Origin of the sequence: Aerosakkonema sp. BLCC-F183, assembly GCF_041929145.1 — a bacterium.
Lineage (GTDB): Bacteria > Cyanobacteriota > Cyanobacteriia > Cyanobacteriales > Aerosakkonemataceae > Aerosakkonema.
On sequence record NZ_JBHFNU010000013.1, the window covers coordinates 42575 to 63871 of the forward strand.

Genomic DNA, 21297 nt, shown 5'->3' on the forward strand with positions numbered 1-21297 from the left:
GGCGAAAACCGATATTCCGGTCGGGAATATGTACAATACCACAATTTTAACACTACAAAAAGCTGGGTCGCGCAGCCAGGGGCAACGGGCAATCTAGCAGCGGGCATTACACCGCAAACAATAGAAACAATATCTAATTTTCTATACCCACTCCTCAATACTTTTCTTTATCAAGAAATTCTTAAATATTCTGTCAAGTTATTTTAGTAATAAATACTCACTTATTCCTCAAGCCTTTCCCAGATGAAATTGAAAAGTTAAAAATTGTTAAGCAATGTAAAAAAATCTTGCAATAAGTAGTGTGAAACTTCATAATTAAACCTGAACGCACACAAGTTCTAATTTTTTGATTGTCACACGCTAAAAATCTTAAGCTGTGCATGAACTTATGTGTCTTGACAGCCAGCCTGTAGGTTTTTAGTTGGAAGCGGCAGAAATTTGAGATACGTTTTCAACCTTTTCTCAGTCCACTTGGTAACCTTCAGGGGTAATTCTCATGTTTGGTTTTATCAAAAACATATTTGGGGGAATTATGGCCTTTTTTGGCGGAATTTTAGGCATTGGGAAGAAGTCCAAGGAAGATAAATCAAACGCTCCTAAAACTCGTAAGGGACGTGGATACTACTTGGAATTAGATGAATCGCAAGCTGCCCAAACGGGTAATGGCAGTAAACCTGCACAAGCCGAAGCGGTGAAAGTAGAGTCAGCACCCAAACCGGAACCTGCCAAAGTTGCAGAGGCGGTAGCGGCTGCACCTGCACCAGTTGCAGCTGCCCCAGCACCCAAACCCCAGCCTGCCAAAGCAGAAGCAGCACCCAAGCCAGAAACTGTCAAAGCAGCAGCACCCAAGCCAGAACCTGTTAAAGCAGCAGCACCTGTGGCAAAAGCTAACGCCAAGAGTGAACCCCAAGCTCCTTCTACGTTTGCTCCCAATTATTTGCTTACCCTCTCAAGCACAAACGGTCGCCGACGTCCTGGCGCTAATATGAGCTCATTTCTGGATATGGCCCGTCAGGTAAAAACTTCTAAATAGCATCTGACGGTAAATATTTGAGGAAAACTAGCCCGCTGTACAATTGGAAGGCTGGGTCCCAGTAGGACTCAGCCCTACGAAACAGCTCGATGTGGGGTGGGATAGTGTCTAAAAGTTCGCTGCGATCGAGTGCTGTTTCGGCAAAGCTGGTAAAGTCAGATAAAACTTTGGCATGAGGCAGTCGAGAATTGAGAAAATCGCTCAACCGATTCCAGTTTCTCCTGTTGGTAGCCATTTCGTGTTCGGAGGTAAAGTCAACCCCCTGCTGAAATTCGTAGGCGCTATCGTAAATGCGGAGAATCGAACGCCTGCTGGGTAGGTGTAGGTCGCAAATTTGGGCGTAGTCTTGAGTTTCCACTCGGCGTTGCAATCTCCTGAGATGGTCGTGGTCTACAACTTCTTCAAAGATGGGCAATCGCGCTGGGATGACTTGGCGTACTTCTTGCCAATTAAAGCTGAGGGAACCGAGCTGATTTTGCTGGTTGTGGCAAACGACTGTGGGTTGAGGGGAAACTGACTGGAAATGGCTGACGCGAAAAACGTTGATTTTTTGAATATCGGCTAGGATGGCACAAAAGTTGGGAATGTTTGCAGAAAGCAACTCTTGATTGTATACTTGCAGTTCGCCGATCGCACCTGTGCGATACAGCCGCCAACCTCGACTGGGTAGCAACAGCCGCGCTTTGTAAGGATCGAGGTTCATGATGCGGGCAAAGTTTTTGGCAGCTTGGGTTTTCACTTCAGTGCTTATCGGTTCTAAGATGAGGACGCCCGGTTGCGTATTTTTGGGGTCGGCTTTTGCTATTGCGATCGCTTGTTGGCGTCGTTGTTTTTCATTTTGTTCTAAACGCTGCAATCCTTGACGAGCTCCAGACATAATTTTGGGAATGGTTGTGTTACGCAGCAACTGGCGATAAGCTTTTTCTGCGGCTTCCAATTTGCCAGTGACTTCGTGCAGGCGTCCGATATAAAACTGCACCCAAGGGTCTTGGGGCGATTGCTGTGTTAGTTGTTTGAGTAAGCGGGCGGCTTCTCGGTAGTCCTTGCGATCGAATGCAGCGGCAACTTGGTCTATCATGGCTATCTTAAATAAGGATTGAGAATTTTAGATTTTCGCTTCTTTATTCATTTTTCCCATTTCTGCGGCTGCTGCCACTAGCGAGAGGGCGACAATTGGTGCGAGTACGGCAGTCAGGATGCGGCGACCGAGAGAAACTGGTTGGAAAGAAGCGGCGCAAGCTTTTTCGATTTCTGCGTCTGTCCATCCTCCCTCTGGGCCGATGGCAACAGTCACTGCTGAGTTGGGTGCGTGCATTAGGCAATTTATTAGGTGGAGATGGTTACCGCGTTCGACGCAGATATATTGACGATCGGCTTGACATAATTCTAATGCTGTGGTAAAGGGAACGGGGTCGAGGACTGTGGGTACGATTTGGCGTTCTGATTGTTCGGCTGCTTCCGTGGCGATGCGCCGCCAGCGATCGAGTTTTTGGGGACTGGGTTTGAGGAGGGTGCGATCGCTTATCGTCGGTACTAGAGAAGATACGCCCAGTTCGGTAGCCTGACGCACCACTTCGTCAAATCCATTTCCTTTCGGTAAGGCTACTAGGAGGGTAACGCTAATCGGTAACTCGGTTTGGACAGCGATCGGCTCTAAGATTTCCGCTTGTTCCCCTTTTAGTTTAGCCAGCCACCATTGCCCTTGTCCGTTCATGGCAATAAAGCGATCGCCCGCCTGTAAACGCAGTACCCGACTCAGGTAGTGCAACTGCTGGGGGGTAAGGATGATTTGGCTGTTTTGGAGTTGATTGGGTGCGATCGCCAATCTTTGTAACTGAGTCAATCTATATCTCCGTATTCATCAACATTTAATCTTTAACTAATCAAATATTAACTTTCATATAGTAATCTAACTTTTGGTTGTGAGGGCTCGATCTTGGCAGTTCTTAGATGTGTTTTATCAGCTTTACTTCTTCTGCTAATAGGAGATTTTATTTCCACATTTTTCTATCATGTTCCAGCACACGTTTTTGGTAAATTTCATACATTAGTTCATCACGGTCAGAAGCATCGCAGTTTCACTTATTATGCTATAATCACTAAAAATCCGCTAGTTCTGCTGCATGGATTTCTGGGCGTACTTCCTTATTTAATTGTTGTACCCTGGCTTTGGCAGTTATCTCCTGTGGGCACTATTCTGGGGCTTTTATTAGCTGAACTTCATGTTTTGTGGAGGCATATTCCCATCAGCGAGCGGAAAAATTTAAACACTTTCGATCGCCTCTGCAATCTGTTTTTTATCACAACTCCCGAACGGCATTCACTTCACCATCTTAATGCAGATGTTGCTTATGGGGATATTTTTACGTTTTACGATCGACCCGGACGACAATGGTTGGCATATTTGCGGTTACTGAAAAGAAGATTCGCCCCGCACCAAAGCTAGCAGATTTTCTCACCAGATAGGCAAAGCAAAAGATTTCAATATTTGAGACATATTGGCATCATATTTCCAGGTGTTTTCGCTTTGTGCGATGCCTAATTGATGCGATCTCGCAATATCTCTCGTACTTCCATCAAAATTTTACCTAACATATTATTCCCGCTACCATCCGCACCGCAACCCCAATAGTAATCAATCGGAGAATTTTCGACAATTAGTTCATCTCCTGTGGAAATTAACACTTCGCGGATATCGGTATGAGTCTGGAATTTTCGCAAAACTCCTCGTCGCATAATATCGTCTTTTACCTGTTCCCAGTCGGGACGGAGGGGAAAAGAGCGATCGCGTCCCATATTGGCGGCATCTTTCGGCGTTTTCACCAGACGGATGCGATCGACGTAGGGTGTGCCGACAAATTTTTGCGCTTGAAAATAATGTTCGCTGGTAGGCCAATAAAAGCCATCCAACTCAAAGCCATGAGGTGAAAAGTTGGAGAAACAGCCGTATGGTTCTTCGCGATTGCTGTAAAAGTAAATAGTCATTTTATCAAAAAATTGGGTTTAAAACCTTGCCCTTTTAGGGCGACTTTGTGAGATAATATTGTTAGGTCGATGACCGCAGAAACGATGAGAAAACAGGTTCAACGTCCTACTCCGTAATCCTGAAATGCCTAACAGTCAATGGTGTAAAAAAGTAAGTCCAAACTGTAAGGCCGAAAAAGCAATTAAATACTGTGGGGCACACAGAAATTTACGCTTGGGGAGTAGTCCATAAGAGCGCTTGCTGTAAAAGGTGTAGTCGGACGCTTACATGAAACTGTAAGACCCTCGTTGACACAGGTCAATAGAGGCAGGATTCAGCCCAAGAATCACCGCCCTAGAAGTGCGGTGAGTGTCAAAGCGGCTGTATAACATATTTTCTCTGTGTTGCCTGCTATTTCTCTGCCCCTCTGCCCCCCTGCTCCCCTGCCCCCCTGCTCCCCTGCCCCCCTGCTCCCCTGCCCCCCCTCCCCTACAGAAATTCGCGATCGCGACGCTAAAAAATGAGCCATATTTCGGTATCATATAAAGCTGTCTTGTCTAGATGACACTCACGTTCTGCTGTTCACACCTTCGGAGATACCAGTATGGTGACCCTCAAGATCGTTGTTTATGTTGTTGTCCTTTTCTTCGTTAGCCTGTTTGTCTTCGGATTCCTGTCTAACGACCCCTCCCGGAACCCCAAACGGCGCGATTTGGAATAAACATCGGTTGTTTAAGTATGCCTTAGGCCGTCTGGGCGAGGCATATCTCGCCCGCACAGCCTCAACGCCGAAAAATATGCGTCTGGGCTGTCAATTCGCTTCATTATTATAAAAGATGCCCTACGCTGTTCCGCCGCCCGAACCGCCTGCTATTATTAGCCATTTGTCACCGATAAGTGACAATGGACAACTGACAGACGATCGGTCTTTGTTATTGAGGAGTCAGTCGTCAGTCGTCGGTAGCAATGCGCCGATAAGTGACAACCAACAATTGATAAATGATTTGTTATGGGCAGTCAGTAGCGAAGTAGCGATAACTGACAAGCAAGAACTGACAGCTGCAACGCCAGTTTTATCAACGACAGGTCATCAAAACATTCCCGCCGCAACGGTGGCGAACGTTGCGCCGTCAAAAGAAGAACCTGTGCCCGATCCAACCGCTGAGACGGCGAAAAGCGCTGCCGTGTTGGGTTCGCCGTTGAGTGTGGCAATACCTTCCGATGAGGTGGAAGAGTTGGCTACTACTGGCAATATCGCTCCGGAAGTAGCACAAAATGAGGAATGGGGTTCTCAGTCTCTGCCGGGGAAAGAGATGGCCCCAACAGACCTATCCTCCGATCTTGCGGTTATTGATGAAATACTGATAGGGGGTGAATCGGAGAAATCTGCTGCTTTGGCGACGAAAGAAGGGGAATTGTCGTATTTTACGGTGCGGGATACGGAATTAGTCCAGACGCCGAACCCTTCGAGATCGATCGAAATCGATCCGGAACCAGTATTTTCTCCCACTCCAGAAGCAGAAATCTCACCGACGGGACATATTGGCACAAGCAGCGGCAATATCAGCAACAGACGCCAAAATCAAAGGCGGCAATCGCAAAGAACGCAGTCTCAAGGCAGACAGCAGCAACCGCCAGCTACGGGGACGCCTGTGAATATCCCCCCTACTGTGGGGGTGATCGAACTGTTTGCAGACCGCTTGGAGTACGATGCGGCGCGGCAAATTTTTACAGGGGTCGGGAATGTGGAGATGCGCTATCAGGGTGGGGTGCTGACTGCCGATCGCGTGCAGGGCAATTTGGTCAATCGCGTTGCTGTGGCTGAGGGTAGTGCTGCTTTTCGGCGCGGTCAGCAGAATCTGCGCGGCGAAAGGATTGTTTATAATTTTGTTCAAGATAGCGGTAATATTCGTAACGGTAGTGGCGAGATCTTTTTGCCTACTTCTGGTACTGACTTGGCTTTTAATTTACCGAATACGGGTGTGGTTCCTCCTGTGGTGGCGGAACGACCGTTGAGCGATCGTCTGTTGGGAAGTCAAGCGCCGCAACAAGTTACCAGTGTGGGTGGAATTAATTTGGTATTCGGTGGCACTAGACCGGGCAGCGGTTTACCGAGTGCGGGAAGGGGTGGCGAAGTTAGGCGGATACGTTTTGAGGCGGAGAATGTTGATTTTTATCCTAGAGGTTACAGGGCGAGAAATGTGCGGTTGACTAATGACCCGTTTTCGCCGCCAGAATTGGAAGTTCGCGCTGACCAAGCGATTGTCACGCAGGTGAGTCCGTTGCGGGATGAGGTGGCGCTGACTCGTCCTCGTTTGGTGTTCGATCAAGGTTTTGCTTTGCCGATTCCGCGATCGCGCTATGCGTTCGATCGCACTGAGAGCGAACCGCCGATCTTCCAAGTTGGTTATGATGAGCGAGAGCGGGGTGGGGTTTATATTTACAGGGGTTTTGAGGTCTACAGAAGCAGTAAGGTCAGATTTTCGGTCACGCCCCAGTTTTTTATTCAGCGGGCCATATCTGAGGGTTTTGGCAACGTTCCGGAATTGTTTGGTGTGAGGGCTAGGTTCAGCGCTACGGTTGGCCCGCGCACTCTAGTGGGGTCTTCTGTGAGTGTCAACAATTTCGGTTCGGAAGGAATTGCAGAGAAAATACGGGCAAATACGCGATTGGTGCAGGTAATCGGCACTCGTTGGCCGCACCGATTAACGTTGGAATATAGCTTCCGCGATGAATTGTTCAACGGGTCTTTGGGATATCAAACTGTACAACAAGCGATCGGCGGTGTGCTGACTTCCCCTGTCTTTCCTTTGGCGAAAACAGGAGCTAATTTGACTTATCAAGTTGGGGCTCAGTATATTAATGCGGATACCGATCGTCTGGAATTGCTTGCACCTGTGCGGACAAATAACCGCACTAGCTTAGGTCGCTACCAAGCTAGCGTTTCTATCAATCGCGGTATCCGTTTGTGGCGAGGACAAGCTTTACCGGCGACTGCATCTCAGGGTTTGCGATATACGCCGGTTCTTGTTATTCCTTTCGTTTCCTTGGTTCCTAGCGTTACCGGTACTAGCAGTTTGTATAGCAACGGTGAAACTCAGACTACTTTTACGGGTAGCATTGTTTTGTTAGGACAATTCGGTCATTTTTCTAAGCCTGTTCTAGATTATACTGGGTTTAATCTCCGCTTGACGCGGGTGTTTAGAAATGGTGAATCGCCTTTCTTTTTCGATCGCGTTGTTGATGAAAGGGTACTTTCTTTTGGTGTGACGCAGCAACTTTACGGCCCGTTTAGGATCGGTTTTCAAACTGCTATTAATTTGGATACTAATAAAAGTATCAGTACGGATTATTTTTTGGAATACAGTCGCCGCACTTATGGGATTACTTTGCGTTACAATCCAGATGTGCAGTTGGGTGCGATTCTGTTGCGAATTAGCGATTTCAATTGGAATAACGGCGGCCAACCTTTCGGCGGGACTGGGGTAAGATTTGTGGATTTTGGCGTTCTTCAAGATTACTAGAGCGCCAGTCCAGTAGCATAAATTGACAAAAAAAACGAAATATATATTGTGTAGGGGCTCTCGCATTTGGGCGACAATTCATAACTCAAATTCAAGATCTTTCTGTCCAAATGCAACGCCGGAGCCAAGGTCCTGATTGAATGATTTTATGTTTGTTTTGAGTTGCGATGAATGACGGCAATAGTAAGTTAGGTAAAAGCGATCGAATTTTACTTTTTACTTGTGAAAAGCTTATGCGCTAATTGGAAACCTTTTACTATTAGTTCTTCTAGCCACAACATCGCCAAATCTAGCCATTCTAATATCTGTTCTAATGGGTGCTTTACATATCCGGCTGGCTTGGCTTTAATTTCGATCCAATCTGATTCGGAATTACGGACAGAAGATTTGCGATCGCGCTCATTTGTGTTACGATTAGATGCTGCCAGCGATGTGTTAGCAGAAATGCTTTTTGTTGTTTTATTTTCAGTCGGCTTGCTTTTGGGATGAGTATTTTTGCGACCCTCTTCTCTATCTGAATGACGATTTTCTGAATGGCGATTTTTCACAACTGATTTCGGACGACCTGTTTTTGGTTCGGAAATCAGGGTCGCTCTCATATATATATTATTGTTTTTTTCCATATCTTCTCCCTCCCCAAGGCCAGTCTCTTGGACGGGAGGGGTTTGTTTCCCAGCTATTTGGGTTAACTTTTCAGGTGTTCGAGATCCGGAATTACCAAATAAATCTGATTCTGTCAGCCAGGGATCTTCATCTTGACTTATTATTGCAGTTTGCAAGCTGGCTGTCAATATCTCAGATGCGGGTGATTTTGGCGATTCGCGGGGGAGAAGTTTGGACAAGTTGAATAGGGGTTGCTTGGATTGTGGCACACTAGGAGCGATCGCGGGGAGATTTTCGATCGGCTGTTCGGAAGCAGTAAGCGCGGGGATTGTTTGCGAAGGTAATTTGACCGCGCTGTTCGCGCCAAAAAAGTAATCGATCGCAGCTTTAATTAAAGATTGAACTTTAAATTTGAGATGATGTGCTTCTGCATCGTCGATTTCCGAATTTTCTACTTCGATGACTGTAGCGTGAGAATCGATCCAGCGAGTTTTTACCACTTGGAGGAATTCTTGACTGCGATGCGCTAAAGATGCGGTTACTTCGGTCACCACCGCCAAGTTACCGGATTCCAATTGTGCGATCGTACTGTCGAGACTATATATAAAGGATGGAACGATAATTTCTTCTGTTTCTGGGAGAGGAGTTTCCGTTAGCGTGGCGACAACATCGGATTGTATTTCTGTTTCTGGCGATATCGCATTTTCGGATGTTTGCTTCGTGGCGACAACGGCTGACTTTTCAATTTTTTGTTGTAACTCTTGACTCTTAAGTTTGAATTCCTGACTTTTGAGTTTCAACTGCACAGTCTTAGCTTCCAAATCGTGAAGCAAAGTTTCTTCTTGGAAGAGATTGACGAGAGTCGCCACCGGTCCCGTTTGCATCCAAGTCATGAATTGACGGAATAGACGAACGGGTGGGAAAAGTTGGGGACGGTCTTCTAAAATGGGGAGATAATTTGCGAGTGTGGCTTTCGCAGTTGACGCGACAAATTGCTGATGGTAGTAGTCGGATAATTCAAAGGTAATTCGTTTGTGCAGTTCTTGTTGGTCTTCGGCTGTTAAAATTTCCCTAATTTCATTTTGGGGAGTAACGAGTACTAAGTTGCGCGTATCGAGGAGGGAGGCTATGGCCTGGATTTCCCTTTCTTGTGCAAACTTGTCACTAAAATCGATATTTTCTGCTGTGCTGACTGCTTCCCCCAGTACATCTGGGGGTGGCGAGAGGGAAATCGCTGTTTCCAGGACTCGTTGAATCGGGATATCGGCGGAGGGCAGATTTTTGGTTGTAGAATTGCTGTGACTGACGGCTTGTTTGAGTTGCTTGCCTGCCAGTCGTACTGCCTGAACAGTGAGGTATGCTGGGTAAAGGAGGATCTGCGCTGTCCACGTCGCACCTACTTGGAGATGTCTGAGTGCGCGATCGCTTTTATCTTTCATACGGCGATATTGCCGTGACAAGACGTTGAATAATCTGCTGCGATAGCGACCGGCTGGGGAAGGCATAATTTTTACGGAGAAGGGCGGCTGGTGAAAATCGGACAGCTTTTTTATTGTACATGACGATCGTGGGTGAAATGTCGGGTGAGGATGTTTTTACCGCAGATGTTTGCAGATGCACGCGGATGAACGCTGATGTTTCGTCGAAAAAATGTCATCTTGGGATATGTTTACCGCAGACGATCGCAAATGTGTTGTCGATGAAATGTCGATTTTGGATATGTTTACCGCTCTCGATCGCGGATGAACGCTGATGATTTGTCGGTGCAATGTCGATTTTGGATATCTTTACCGCTCTCGATCGCAAATGTGTTGTCGGTGCAATGTCATCTTGGGATATGTTTAACGCGCTCGATCGCAAATGTGTTGTCGCTGAAATGTCATGTTTGGATATGTCGATCGCAGATGAATGCGGATGAACGCAAATGTGTTGTCGATGAAATGTCGATTTTGGATATGTTTACCGCTCTCGATCGCAAATGTGTTGTCGGTGCAATGTCATCTTGGGATATGTTTAGCGCAGACGCTCGCTCTCGATCGCAAATGTGTTGTCGCTGAAATGTCGATTTTGGATATGTTTACCGCTCTCGATCGCAAATTTGTTATCCCTGCAATGTGAATTTTGGATATGTTTACCGCTCTCGATCGCAAATTTGTTATCCCTGCAATGTCGATTTTGGATATGTTTAGCGCTCTCGATCGCACATGATTTGTCGATGTCATGTCAATTTTGGATATGTTTACCGCAGATGAACGCGGATGAACGCTGATGTTTTGTGGGGGAAATGTCGATTTTGGATATGTTTAACACAGACGATCGCAAATTTGTTATCCCTGCAATGTCGATTTTGGATATGTTTACCGCTCTCGATCGCAGATGTGTTAGCGCTGCAATGTCATTTTGGGATATGTTTAGCGCAGACGAGCGCTTCGGAACGCAGATGAGTTGTCAGTGAAATGTCGATTTTGGATATGTTTACCGCTCTCGATCGCAAATGTGTTGTCGCTGCAATGTCATCTTGGGATATGTTTACCGCCGATGAACGCAGATGTGTTATCCCTGCAATGTCGATTTTGGATATGTTTAGCGCTCTCGATCGCAAATGTGTTGTCGGTGCAATATCGGGTTAGGATATTTTTAGTGTAGATGCCCTAGCCTCTAGCCCCTAGCCCCTAGCTATAAATGACAGCCCCAGTTCGAGTTATCGAGTTATCAATAGAAAAATTGCGTCGCCTCACGCAGGTCGATGTTCGATCGAATTGGCGATATAGCGCTGTTGATTTGCCTTGGACGAGTGTGCGATCGTCTGATGAATGGCAGGACTGGCCGTTTGTCGAACTGAATGAGAAAGGACAGATTGTTTGGGAAGGCGGACGCCAAGTTTTATGGCTGGTACAAAAGTTGGTGATTCCCAATAATTTGCAAGGTTATCCTTTGGAGGGATTGACTTTGCGACTGGCGTTAACTTGGTGGGCGGAAGATGTTCAAATTTTTGTTAACGATCGCTTAGTGCAGTCGGGAGATTTATTCGATTATTTCACGCGGGTGGTGTTGAGTGCATCTGCGATTGAAGGTGAGGAAATTTCGATCGCTTTGCGTTTGGTTAGTCCAAGTCACGATCGCGGTGCGTTGATGCGATCGCTTTGCGTTTACGAATCTGGGGATGAGGATTTTCTCGAACCTGGTTTTGTCGCCGATGAGTTGGCGGTACATCTATATTATATAGAGAGTTTTGCACCGGAAAAATTAGATGTTCTCGAAACGGCTGTGGCGGAGATTGATTGGTCGATATTGCCAGATCGAGAAAAGTTCGATCGCTGTCTTTCTAAATTACGTCAAACTCTTCAATCCCAAATCCAAAATCCAAAATCCAAAATTTCTTTGTTGGGTCACGCGCATTTAGATATGGCGTGGTTATGGCCGGTGAGCGAAACTTGGATCGCAGCTCAACGCACGTTTGCATCCGTTCTACAATTACAGCAAGATTTTCCGGAATTAATCTTCTGTCACTCTACGCCAGCTTTGTACGAATGGATCGAAAAACATCGCCCGGATTTATTTGCGGATATCCAAAAACAAGTTATCGCCGGACGTTGGGAAGTGGTCGGCGGAATGTGGGTGGAACCGGATTTGAATTTAATTGATGGTGAGTCGATCGTTCGTCAAATTCTCTACGGTCAGCGCTATGTTCGGGAAAAGTTCGATCGCTTCAGCACAATCGCCTGGGTGCCGGATAGTTTTGGCTTCTGCGCGACTTTACCGCAATTTCTCAAACAAGGCGGAATTGAATATTTTGTGACGCAAAAGTTGGCGTGGAACGATACGACTAAATTTCCCTACGGTGTTTTCTGGTGGCAGTCGCCGGATGGCACACAGATTTTCAGTTTGATGTCTGCTTTAATTGGGGAAACGATCGATCCAATTAAAATGATGAGGTATGCGATCGATTGGCAAATCAAAACTGGTTTACATGATGCGCTTTGGCTACCCGGTGTCGGCGACCACGGCGGTGGCCCTACCCGCGATATGTTGGAAACTTCTAGGCGTTGGCAAAAATCTCCTTTCTTCCCGAAATTGGAATTTACAAGTGCTGAGAATTATTTGTCTGCGATCGCTACCCCCCCCCTTCCCCCCCCGTCTACAGGGGGGGAGGAAAGAAAAGAATCTGACAGCGAACAACTGACAGCTGACATTCCCGTTTGGCATGAGGAATTATATCTAGAATTCCATCGCGGTTGCTACACAACTCACGCGGATCAAAAGCGTTCCAATCGTCGCTGCGAAGCTTTGCTCTACCAAGCGGAATTGTTTTCCTCTCTCGCTGCGATCGCTGTTGGCTTAGCTTACCCGAAAGCCGAATTGTCAGATGCCTGGAAAAAAGTTCTGTTTAACCAATTTCACGATATTCTGCCCGGAACTTCGATCCCGGCAGTTTTCGCGGATGCGAATCGCGCTTGGGGGGAAGTCGAACAAGTCGGCGCGGAAATATGGCAAAATGCGATGAGTGCGATCGCTTCTCAAATCGCCCTTTCTTCACCACCTCATCCCGACGCTTTGCCACTCGTCGTTTTCAATTCCCTCAACTGGGCGCGATCGGCTGTCGTTTCCATCCCTTTACCCACCTCCGAGACGCTTTGGCAAGTTTTCGACTCCGAAAAACAACCCCTCTCCTCCCAGCTATCCCACGAAAAGACGCTGCTGTTTGTGGCAAATAATGTTCCGTCTATCGGGTATCGCGTCTTTTGGCTATGCCCTCAAAAGGCTGAAACGCTTGCAAATTCGTCGCTAAAACCGGAAATATCGCCTATAGGCAATAGTATGAGCAATCATAACATATCTATCTTACAACAAAATCGCGAATTTGTCCAAAAAGATAGTTTAGTCGCAAAAGATTGGATTTTAGAGAATGAATTACTGCGGGTAATCGTGGGGGGGGAAAGTGGTAACTTAACCAGTGTTTTCGATAAAGTCAATTGTAAAGAAATCCTCCAAGAAGCGGGAGGAAATCAACTGCAAGCGTTTCAAGATAGCGGACAATATTGGGATGCTTGGAATATCGACCCCAAATATCAAGAACATCCATTACCAGCAACTGTGCTGAAATCAATTGAGTGGATAGAAAGAGGAGAAGTGCGACAGCGATTGCGAATAGTGAGAGAATTGGGAGAATCGGAAATATGTCAAGATTACGTATTAGATGTGGGAGATGCAGTTCTGCAAATCGTCACCAGCGCCAACTGGCAAGAAAATCACGTTTTGTTAAAAGCAGCCTTTCCGCTCAACTTAACTGCTGATAGTGTCACCTATGAAATTCCTTGCGGTGCGATCGGCAGAACAACTCGACCAGAAACAGAGCGAGAAAAAGCGAAATGGGAAGTGAGCGCTTTGCGTTGGGCAGATTTGACAGAAAAGATTTCAGATTTCAAATTGCCAATCGAACAACCGATGTACGGTGTCAGTTTGCTGAACGATTGCAAATACGGATATGACAGCCAGCCAAATCAATTGCGTTTAACGTTATTGCGAAGTCCGAGTTGGCCAGATCCGCAAGCCGATCGAGGTTATCATCAATTTACATATGCCCTTTATCCTCACAGTGGCGATTGGCGATCGGCTGGTACAGTGCGACGCGGGTACGAGTTGAATTTACCATTGCAAGCGATACCGATCCGATCGGTAGGCGAAAAAGCAAATTCTCGCTTGCCAGATGTCGGTCAATTGTTGAACTTATCAGCAGAAAATCTAATTTTAATCGCATTTAAACAGTCAGAAGATCGTAGCGATCGATGGATTTTGCGGTGTTACGAATGCCACGGCGAAGCAGCGCAGTTGCAATTACAAAGCGATGTCGGATTGGAAATTGTCAATCCTGTTGATTTACTAGAGCGACCTGTTGATGCACCCGCACCTTTACCCGATAATCAAACATTTAACATTGCGCCTTGGAAAATCGTCAGTTTTCAGATTAAGTCTAGCCGATAATGATATAATAACTCAAATTTAATAAGATAACAATCAATATGAAAGGCGCGTTTGTAGAAAAAATTGTTCTGTTTATGCCGATCGCATCTGCTTTGCTAACGATGAATTTAGTTACAGCGACACCTGGCAGCTCGCAAACTGTCGCTCAATTCAGAATCCACTGTATGAGTCGGATTATGTATTCTGGGAATCTTCGCCGCTCGGAAATAATGGAAAACGCTGCTTCCACAGCTTGTCAAAACGCCACAACCGCAGAACAAAGTGTAGGTATAAGTAACTGCTTTAAAGACACTATGTACAATTCTAGCGGTCGCATCCGAAATGGTATGAATGCCAGCACATCTGCCACAGTTTGTCAAAATGCTTCTAATACAATATTAGGTCAAGAAATAAGCAAATGTATGAAAAATAGTATGTATGACGCACGCGGTCGCTTACGCCAGGGCATGACAGCCGAGCGAGCGGTAAGACAGTGCAGTCGCTCTTAATATTAATGGAGATTTTCCGTTTGTGGATAAGCAAAAAGTGCTGTCAGCATTGAGCCAGTAGGAGCGGATCTATCTGTTGATAGATGCTGTAATTTAAGAAGATCGTTTTGATCGACAAAACCAAAGATAAGTCACTTTTGTATAAGTTGTAATATCTGGGAAAAAGCAAGTCAGACAGCAGAAAAACGGTTGCGTGCAAGTAATAGTCCCTCAGTTAGCCACTCAGGAGCCAAAAGGCAGAGAAAAGCGAGATCCCAACCTCACACCAAAGATAGTTACCGCTGACTTTGCACAAAGTTAATCTGAGGTATAAGAGATAGTTTTTTTGAGGCTTTAATCATGGATAAAGAAACAAAGAAAAATATAGAATCTGCTGCGGATACATCTGAAAGAGTTGCAGGCGATCGGTACGATCCGCATCTCGTTCCCGCTGAAACAGCAGCACGCAGAGAGCGGGAAGGCGATACCTTCAAAACATTTCCCACATTAGAACGGGAAGAAGAATCGAGAACTAACGATCGAACAGAAGACGACAGTATTCGTACCACAGATGGCTACACAGTAGACAAAGAAGGTCTGCTCAATAACTACGCGATCGAACCGGAAATGTACATTAACGAACCCGGTGACTTAAGGGAAAGAGACGAACAGCTTGCAGCGGAACGCGGTGAAGAAATTAGTAACTTGAAGGAAGATGAGAAAGGAAAACTGACAATGGAACAGGATTCCCGTCCCAGAGGACAAGGAATTATCTAAGATTAACCTTCTTTTCTTTGCATAGGTTAGCGATTGGTAAATAGTGTCTTCTCACCCCTGATGGGGGTGAGCTTTTTATTTATAAGTGAGTGGGTGTCAATCAACATCAGCATAATTTGGAGGCTGGGCATTGCCCTCGCCGTGATGTACCAGTCTAAACAAAAGAGCGATCGCATATGCTAAAAATTGACTTACTCCCATTCGTGTAAGTACACACAACGCGATCACTCTTTAACGTATTTGCTGATGGCCTGATTAAGTTGCCTCTTCCAAAGGCTTTTTAGACTTTTTGGTATGGTGAAAACGAATACCTAAAAACACATCATAAAGAAAGCTCCAAAAGTCTTTTCCTTGCAACAATCCCAGCCTAAGATGACAGCCTTTTTCCTCCAAAAGCGGTTGAGTAGCCCGATAAGCTGCCTGATAATTATACCAGGGAATCGAAGGCCACAAATGATGAATTAGGTGGTAATTTTGTCCGCAAATGAGGATATTGAGAATGGGGCTGGCATAGACCCTGGCATTTTTCCAGCGATCGCGCTCCTGAAAAGGTCGGTGAGGCAAATAATCAAAAAACAATCCCAAGGCTAGCCCTACCACCAATGCGGGTGAAAACCAGAAATTGAGAATATATCCCAAAAAATGATATTGACAGGACAGATAAACAATTGAAAAGACAAACAACCGACTCAAAAACCATTCCAGCAGCTCGTACTTGCGCCAGAGACGGCGCTTGAAAAAATAGACCTCGTGATAAAAAAACCTGGCTGCAATTAACCAGAGTGGCCCACCGGTAGAAACAAAATGATCCGGATCGTTTTCCGGATCGTTAACGTGGGCGTGATGCTGCATATGCACCCGCGTAAAGACGGGAAAGGCAAAACCCAACATCAGCGCACTACCGTGCCCCAAAATGGCATTAACGACGCGATCGCGATGGGCGGCATGGTGAGAAGCGTCGTGAATCACAGTCCCCACCATATGCAAAGCCGTCACATTAATCAAAAAACAGCAGGGATCTGGCCAGTTCCACAGCCAGTAACCGCAAGTCGAGACAATCACCATAACTACGGCGGCTACAAACATAAGTAGCGTAGGATTAAAATCGCCGGGAGGAGCCAATAACTCCTTGGGTACTGTCAGCGGCTTCTGTGCCTCCGACATCAGTATCTTTACTCCTGTTAACTTCCATCGCGTAGTATACGATACGAAGCCAGGAATAATAAAGTTTTGTTTAGTTAGGCGAGAGGGGAGAGGGGAAAAGAGAGAGGGGATAGGGGCTAGAGGCTAGTGTATATTCTTCGTTAGTGTTTAGTCTCAAAACTAGCCCCTAGTGCAGCACGGCAGAAGTAACCCAGCAGATCGGAAGTAGTTGAATGCCTTACGCTCAAAGCATTTTTGACTTTTGACTTTTGAATGATTGACTTCCACGTAGCAACACTAGCCCTTAGTCCCCAGTCCCTCAGATCGACCATGCAACTGCGAAATACCTTGCGTCGGACAAAAATAGTCGCCACCATTGGCCCAGCCTGTCGTAGCCCAGAAGTCCTGAAAGCTATTATTGAAGCTGGTGCTACTACATTGCGGCTCAACTTTTCACATGGAACGCACGAAGAACACCAGCGCAATATCCGTCTCATCCGGCAGACTTCCTTCGAGCTGAATCAGCCGGTGGGGATATTGCAAGACCTACAAGGGCCGAAAATAAGATTGGGCCAATTTGAAAATGGTTCGATCGCACTCAAAAAAGGCGATCCCTTCACTTTAACCAACCGTGCGATCGCAGGTACTCAGGAAATCAGTTCCGTTACCTACGATAATCTAGCTGCCGAAGTTCCAGAAGGAGCTACCATTCTGTTAGACGACGGTCGCGTGGAAATGGTAGTAGAGAAAGTAGACCGCAGTTCGGAAGAACTGCACTGTCGCGTCGTTGTAGGCGGTGTACTTTCCAACAACAAAGGCGTCAATTTCCCAGGAGTTTACCTCTCCATCAAAGCGCTGACCGACAAAGACCGCAAAGACCTGATGTTCGGTCTCGACCAAGGTGTAGACTGGGTAGCGCTGAGCTTTGTCCGCAATCCCCAAGACGTACTGGAGATTAAAGAATTGATCTCCACTGCGGGTAAGCGCGTACCGGTGATTGCCAAAATCGAAAAGCACGAAGCGATCGAACAAATGGCAGAAATTCTCCCCTTGTGCGATGGCGTTATGATTGCCAGGGGAGATTTAGGCGTCGAACTACCCGCCGAAGACGTACCCATCCTGCAAAAGCGACTGATTACCTTAGCCAACGAGTTGGGAATTCCCATCATCACCGCCACCCAAATGCTAGACAGCATGGCGAACAACCCCCGACCCACCCGTGCCGAAATTTCCGATGTCGCCAATGCTATTTTGGACGGCACAGATGCAGTGATGCTCTCCAACGAAACGGCAGTGGGTAAATACCCAGTGGAAGCAGTCGCTACAATGGCTCGCATTGCCATTAGAATCGAGCAGGAACAGTCCCAACAAGTAGTAACGACTCATTCCGGCACAGGCAACGGTCGCTCAGTCCCTAACGCCATCAGTCAAGCCGTCGGCCAAATTTCGGAACAACTGGGGGCGGCTGCGATTATGAGTTTGACGAAAACTGGTGCCACAGCTCGAAATGTGTCTAAATTTCGACCGAGAACGCCGATTATCGCCGTTACTCCTCACGTTGACGTAGCGCGGCAACTGCAACTGGTGTGGGGCGTCAAACCTCTGCTGATGCTGGAGTTAGCATCTACCAGTCAAACCTTCCAAGCGGCGCTCAATGTTGCCCAGGAAAAGGGTCTGCTTACTCAGGGAGATTTGGTGGTGATGACTGCCGGTACTCTCCAAGGTGTTTCCGGTTCGACAGATTTGATTAAAGTTGAAGTGGTAACTACCGTACTGGGTAAAGGAACTGCGATCGGATCTGGTTCTGTCAGCGGGAGGGCGCGGGTCGCTAACAATGCCGTAGACGTCGGTAATTTCAGTTATGGGGAAATTTTGGTAGCACCGCGTACCACTGCCGATTTTGTAGATGCCATCCGCAAGGCGGCAGGGGTGATTACCGAGGACGAAAGTTTAACCAGTCACGCTGCTGTTATCGGTTTGCGTCTCGGTGTCCCAGTCATTGTCGGTGTGAAGAATGCCACTCAAAATATTCGCGATGGCGCAATTCTTACCCTGGATATGCAGCGCGGTTTGGTTTACTCCGGTGCGGCTGTTGTAGCTCAAACGGATACGGCTGTGGTGATGTAAGGTAACCTACCGTTACAAAACACTTACCCAAAGTTACCCAACGCTAGACTTTTCGATCCTAGATAACTGGTACTGGGAGGTAACTTGATGCTTTCTTCCTGCGTCATTCTGGGGAGTCGGCTCTTACCAGTCCACAGGCTAACACTGTCTAACTGACAGCTTTTTCCAAATTAATGGAAGCGTTCAAATCGCGATCGAATTCCAGACCGCAGCAGTCACAATGGAACACTCTTTCACTCCGGGGGAGTGTTTCTTTTTCAGTTCCACAGTTTGAGCAGGTCTTACTGCTAGCGAACCATCGGTCAACCACGACCAATTCCGAAGCATATAACTCACATTTGTACTCAAGTTGTCTACGGAATTCGGAGAATCCCATATCACAATAGCTTTGGCGACGCAATGATTAGCCAACATTCCTGATACATTTAAGTCTTCAATCGCAATTCGGCTGTGGTTTTTGGCGAGCTTGGTTATTGCGATCGCACTTCTAAAGATCGCAAATTAAAAATTTGTGAAACTTCCTGAATATTGAACTCGCTTGAGATATAGTCAATAAAATAGTTCCGGATTCATTCATGCAAGAGCGATCGCCCTACCTAAAAGTATCTCTACCAGCGCTATTATCTTTTCAAATTAGGAAATTGTTTTGGTTGGCAAGTGGTTTGGCGCTGTGTTATTGGGGATGGGGAGGGGAAGTGCGATCGCAAATAGCCCCAGACGGCACTTTATCCACAAATGTTACAACTCCAGATCGTCTTAACTTTACGATAAATGAGGGGAACCGAGCCGGAAATAACCTGTTCCATAGTTTTCGCGAGTTTTCTGTTCCCACTGGCGGGGAAGCATTTTTCAATAACTCTGTTGATATTCAGAATATTTTCAGTCGGGTGACGGGAATATCGAGATCTAATATAGATGGATTGATTCGAGCAAACGGCACAGCTAACTTATTTTTGATTAATCCGAATGGGATGATTTTTGGGCCGAATGCGAAATTGAATATAGGTGGCTCGTTTTTGGCAAGTACGGCGAGTAGTCTCAAGTTTAGTGATGGGATAGAGTTTAGCGCAACCAATCCACAAGCTGCACCTTTGCTCAGTATTAATGTTCCCGTTGGATTGCAATATGGAAACAATCCAGGAGAGATTCGAGTACAGGGGAAAGGTCAGGCAGAGAGTCAGTTAGTGATAGAAAATGGCAAATTTGTGAGTATTTTTGGGGCAACGAAAAGTTTCGACAGTGAGTTAAATTCTTCCGAAGTTACCCCAGACAAATTTGTGAGTATTCTTGGGGCAACGAAAAGTTTCGACAGTGAGTTGAATCCTTTAGAAGTTACCCCTGGCAAAAATTTAACTATAGTTGGTGGCAATGTAATCATTGATGGCGGTATTTTACAAGCACCAGGGGGTGCTGTTCAGATCGGTGGACTAGCAGGAGAGGGAACAGTAGGAATCAATGCTGATGGGAGTTTGAGTTTCCCCGATGGGGGGACAGGCGAGACGCCTGTCCCACAAGCAGATATATCGATTATCAACAAAGCAGGAATTAACGTACTGGCTGGTGGTGGCGGTAGGATTGCTCTGATCGGGAAGAATATCGATATTTCTGGAGAAAGTCTGCTGAGTGGTGGGATAGCAACTGGTATGGGGTCGGCTGAGAGTATAGCAGGAGATATTTATCTAAGTGCTACTGAAGATATCGCAATTGATGAGAGCCGAATTCAAAACAACGTCACTTCTGAGGCAGTGGGAAATAGCGGCAACATCAGCATCACTGCCAAATCCCTTTTCGTTGGTAATGGCGCTCTCGTAGATGTCAGCACCGCTGGGCGAGGAAATGCGGGGACGATCGCGATTGCAGCCAGCGATACGGTTACCTTTGATGGTGAGGGTAAGGGTATATTCCCCAGTGCAGCCGCAAGCCTGGTGACACCAAATGCCGTGGGGAATGCGGGGGGGGTGAGCATTACTGCCAAGTCGGTTTTCGTTACTAATGGCGGTATACTAACTGCCAGCACCTTTGGGCAAGGAAATGCGGGGACGATCGCGATTGCAGCCAGCGATACAGTTACCTTTGATGGTGAGGACAACAATGGAATCACCAGTTTAGCCGGAAGCACGGTGGAAGCAGATGCCGTGGGGAATGCGGGGGGGGTGAGCATTACTGCCAAGTCGGTTTTCGTTACTAATGGCGGTCTACTAGCTGCCAGCACCTTTGGGCGAGGAAATGCGGGGACGATCGCGATTGCAGCCAGCGATACGGTTATCTTTGATGGTGAGGACAACAATGGAAACACCAGTTTAGCCGGAAGCACAGTGGAAAGAGATGCAGTGGGGAATGCGGGGGGGGTGAGCATTACTGCCAAGTCGGTTTTCGTTACTAATGGCGCTGTACTAACTACCAGCACCTTTGGGCGAGGAAATGCGGGGACGATCGCGATTGCAGCCAGCGATACAGTTACCTTTGATGATGAGGACAACAATGGAAACCGCAGTATAGCCACAAGCACAGTGGAAGGAAATGGAGTGGGGAATGCGGGGGGGGTGAGCATTACTGCCAAGTCGGTTTTTGTTACTAATGGCGCTCTACTAACTGCCAGCACTTCTGGGCGAGGAAATGCGGGGACGATCGCGATTGCAGCCAGCGATACAGTTACCTTTGATGGTGAGCGCAAGA

At 46.7% G+C, this 21297-nt stretch carries 18 protein-coding genes and 1 pseudogene; 13 read left to right on the forward strand and 6 right to left on the reverse strand.

Annotated features, from left to right (window positions below; all coding sequences use genetic code 11):
* The first annotated feature begins 496 nt into the window (after positions 1 to 496).
* Positions 497 to 1033 carry a hypothetical protein gene (locus ACE1CD_RS02205; protein ID WP_374799225.1) on the forward strand — a complete coding sequence of 179 codons (537 nt, stop codon included), beginning with the start codon at positions 497 to 499 and terminating at the stop codon, positions 1031 to 1033.
* On the opposite strand, the gene ACE1CD_RS02210 is transcribed toward ACE1CD_RS02205, so the two are convergent.
* Together ACE1CD_RS02210 and ACE1CD_RS02215 are read right to left on the reverse strand one after the other, a co-directional pair.
* Positions 1026 to 2111 (reverse strand): tol-pal system YbgF family protein, encoded by a 1086-nt coding sequence (locus tag ACE1CD_RS02210; RefSeq protein ID WP_374821265.1) that lies wholly within the window; start codon positions 2109 to 2111, stop codon positions 1026 to 1028. The two genes, ACE1CD_RS02205 and ACE1CD_RS02210, sit on opposite strands and share 8 nt — an antisense overlap.
* Before the next feature lie 27 nt (positions 2112 to 2138).
* Positions 2139 to 2876 (reverse strand): 16S rRNA (uracil(1498)-N(3))-methyltransferase, encoded by a 738-nt coding sequence (locus ACE1CD_RS02215; RefSeq protein ID WP_374821268.1) that lies wholly within the window; start codon positions 2874 to 2876, stop codon positions 2139 to 2141.
* Between the two features lie 93 nt (positions 2877 to 2969).
* On the opposite strand from ACE1CD_RS02215, the gene ACE1CD_RS02220 reads away from it, so the two are divergent.
* On the forward strand, positions 2970 to 3479 hold the full coding sequence (locus ACE1CD_RS02220) for a sterol desaturase (protein ID WP_374821271.1): 510 nt from the start codon (positions 2970 to 2972) through the stop codon (positions 3477 to 3479).
* A gap of 92 nt (positions 3480 to 3571) precedes the next feature.
* On the opposite strand, the gene ACE1CD_RS02225 is transcribed toward ACE1CD_RS02220, so the two are convergent.
* The gene (locus tag ACE1CD_RS02225) at positions 3572 to 4018 is read right to left on the reverse strand and encodes an NADAR family protein (protein ID WP_374821273.1); all 447 of its coding nucleotides are present in this window, start codon (positions 4016 to 4018) and stop codon (positions 3572 to 3574) included.
* A 584-nt stretch (positions 4019 to 4602) separates the two neighbouring features.
* Between ACE1CD_RS02225 and ACE1CD_RS02230 the strand changes: the two genes are divergently transcribed.
* Both ACE1CD_RS02230 and ACE1CD_RS02235 read left to right on the forward strand, forming a co-directional pair.
* On the forward strand, positions 4603 to 4719 hold the full coding sequence (locus ACE1CD_RS02230; RefSeq protein WP_374799215.1) for a photosystem II reaction center protein I: 117 nt from the start codon (positions 4603 to 4605) through the stop codon (positions 4717 to 4719).
* Positions 4720 to 4834: 115 nt separating this feature from the next.
* A complete protein-coding gene (locus ACE1CD_RS02235) occupies positions 4835 to 7522 on the forward strand; it encodes a DUF3769 domain-containing protein (RefSeq protein WP_374821276.1) in 2688 nt (895 codons plus the stop codon).
* Positions 7523 to 7731: 209 nt separating this feature from the next.
* Here ACE1CD_RS02235 and ACE1CD_RS02240 read toward each other — a convergent pair whose 3' ends face one another.
* Positions 7732 to 9630: a hypothetical protein gene (locus ACE1CD_RS02240; protein WP_374821279.1), complete on the reverse strand. Its 1899-nt coding sequence runs from the start codon at positions 9628 to 9630 to the stop codon at positions 7732 to 7734.
* Positions 9631 to 9893: 263 nt separating this feature from the next.
* Between ACE1CD_RS02240 and ACE1CD_RS02245 the strand changes: the two genes are divergently transcribed.
* The 7 genes from ACE1CD_RS02245 (at position 9894) to ACE1CD_RS02275 (ending at position 15351) form a co-directional block, all read left to right on the forward strand.
* Entirely contained in the window at positions 9894 to 10043 is a 150-nt protein-coding gene (locus ACE1CD_RS02245) for a hypothetical protein (RefSeq protein ID WP_374821282.1), read from the forward strand.
* Positions 10030 to 10182 carry a hypothetical protein gene (locus tag ACE1CD_RS02250; protein WP_374821289.1) on the forward strand — a complete coding sequence of 51 codons (153 nt, stop codon included), beginning with the start codon at positions 10030 to 10032 and terminating at the stop codon, positions 10180 to 10182. The genes ACE1CD_RS02245 and ACE1CD_RS02250 overlap by 14 nt, the downstream gene beginning before the upstream one ends.
* A gap of 227 nt (positions 10183 to 10409) precedes the next feature.
* Complete coding sequence (locus ACE1CD_RS02255) at positions 10410 to 10580, forward strand: hypothetical protein (protein WP_374821292.1); 171 nt, start codon at positions 10410 to 10412, stop codon at positions 10578 to 10580.
* Position 10581: 1 nt separating this feature from the next.
* Positions 10582 to 10755 (forward strand): hypothetical protein, encoded by a 174-nt coding sequence (locus ACE1CD_RS02260; protein WP_374821295.1) that lies wholly within the window; start codon positions 10582 to 10584, stop codon positions 10753 to 10755.
* Positions 10756 to 10807: 52 nt separating this feature from the next.
* The gene (locus ACE1CD_RS02265; protein ID WP_374821298.1) at positions 10808 to 14107 is read left to right on the forward strand and encodes an alpha-mannosidase; all 3300 of its coding nucleotides are present in this window, start codon (positions 10808 to 10810) and stop codon (positions 14105 to 14107) included.
* A gap of 38 nt (positions 14108 to 14145) precedes the next feature.
* A complete protein-coding gene (locus tag ACE1CD_RS02270) occupies positions 14146 to 14595 on the forward strand; it encodes a hypothetical protein (RefSeq protein WP_374799205.1) in 450 nt (149 codons plus the stop codon).
* 339 nt (positions 14596 to 14934) lie between these two features.
* Positions 14935 to 15351, forward strand: a complete 417-nt coding sequence (locus tag ACE1CD_RS02275) for a hypothetical protein (RefSeq protein ID WP_374799203.1) — start codon at positions 14935 to 14937, stop codon at positions 15349 to 15351.
* Between the two features lie 255 nt (positions 15352 to 15606).
* Here the strand turns inward: ACE1CD_RS02275 and crtR are convergent, their stop codons facing one another.
* A complete protein-coding gene (crtR, locus tag ACE1CD_RS02280) occupies positions 15607 to 16515 on the reverse strand; it encodes a beta-carotene hydroxylase (RefSeq protein ID WP_374799201.1) in 909 nt (302 codons plus the stop codon).
* A 309-nt stretch (positions 16516 to 16824) separates the two neighbouring features.
* Between crtR and pyk the strand changes: the two genes are divergently transcribed.
* On the forward strand, positions 16825 to 18621 hold the full coding sequence (pyk, locus tag ACE1CD_RS02285) for a pyruvate kinase (protein WP_374799199.1): 1797 nt from the start codon (positions 16825 to 16827) through the stop codon (positions 18619 to 18621).
* Between the two features lie 148 nt (positions 18622 to 18769).
* On the opposite strand, the pseudogene ACE1CD_RS02290 reads toward pyk, so the two are convergent.
* Positions 18770 to 19092, reverse strand: a pseudogene (locus tag ACE1CD_RS02290) (RNA-guided endonuclease InsQ/TnpB family protein); the annotation flags it as partial.
* 104 nt (positions 19093 to 19196) lie between these two features.
* Between ACE1CD_RS02290 and ACE1CD_RS02295 the strand changes: the two are divergent.
* A partial coding sequence (locus tag ACE1CD_RS02295; RefSeq protein ID WP_374821301.1) for a filamentous hemagglutinin N-terminal domain-containing protein occupies positions 19197 to 21297 on the forward strand: 2101 nt, incomplete at its 3' end.

What these genes read in the sequence shown, in the direction of transcription:
- ACE1CD_RS02230 (WP_374799215.1), top strand. Translation starts at nt 4,603, where the DNA reads ATGGTGACCCTCAAGATCGTTGTTTATGTTGTTGTCCTTTTCTTCGTT.
- ACE1CD_RS02245 (WP_374821282.1), top strand. Translation starts at nt 9,894, where the DNA reads ATGTCGATTTTGGATATCTTTACCGCTCTCGATCGCAAATGTGTTGTC.
- ACE1CD_RS02250 (WP_374821289.1), top strand. Translation starts at nt 10,030, where the DNA reads ATGAATGCGGATGAACGCAAATGTGTTGTCGATGAAATGTCGATTTTG.
- ACE1CD_RS02270 (WP_374799205.1), top strand. Translation starts at nt 14,146, where the DNA reads ATGAAAGGCGCGTTTGTAGAAAAAATTGTTCTGTTTATGCCGATCGCA.
- crtR (WP_374799201.1), bottom strand. Translation starts at nt 16,515, where the DNA reads ATGTCGGAGGCACAGAAGCCGCTGACAGTACCCAAGGAGTTATTGGCT.
- ACE1CD_RS02255 (WP_374821292.1), top strand. Translation starts at nt 10,410, where the DNA reads ATGTCGATTTTGGATATGTTTAACACAGACGATCGCAAATTTGTTATC.
- ACE1CD_RS02275 (WP_374799203.1), top strand. Translation starts at nt 14,935, where the DNA reads ATGGATAAAGAAACAAAGAAAAATATAGAATCTGCTGCGGATACATCT.
- ACE1CD_RS02240 (WP_374821279.1), bottom strand. Translation starts at nt 9,630, where the DNA reads ATGCCTTCCCCAGCCGGTCGCTATCGCAGCAGATTATTCAACGTCTTG.
- ACE1CD_RS02265 (WP_374821298.1), top strand. Translation starts at nt 10,808, where the DNA reads ATGACAGCCCCAGTTCGAGTTATCGAGTTATCAATAGAAAAATTGCGT.
- ACE1CD_RS02210 (WP_374821265.1), bottom strand. Translation starts at nt 2,111, where the DNA reads ATGATAGACCAAGTTGCCGCTGCATTCGATCGCAAGGACTACCGAGAA.
- ACE1CD_RS02260 (WP_374821295.1), top strand. Translation starts at nt 10,582, where the DNA reads ATGTCGATTTTGGATATGTTTACCGCTCTCGATCGCAAATGTGTTGTC.
- pyk (WP_374799199.1), top strand. Translation starts at nt 16,825, where the DNA reads ATGCAACTGCGAAATACCTTGCGTCGGACAAAAATAGTCGCCACCATT.
- ACE1CD_RS02225 (WP_374821273.1), bottom strand. Translation starts at nt 4,018, where the DNA reads ATGACTATTTACTTTTACAGCAATCGCGAAGAACCATACGGCTGTTTC.
- ACE1CD_RS02205 (WP_374799225.1), top strand. Translation starts at nt 497, where the DNA reads ATGTTTGGTTTTATCAAAAACATATTTGGGGGAATTATGGCCTTTTTT.
- ACE1CD_RS02235 (WP_374821276.1), top strand. Translation starts at nt 4,835, where the DNA reads ATGCCCTACGCTGTTCCGCCGCCCGAACCGCCTGCTATTATTAGCCAT.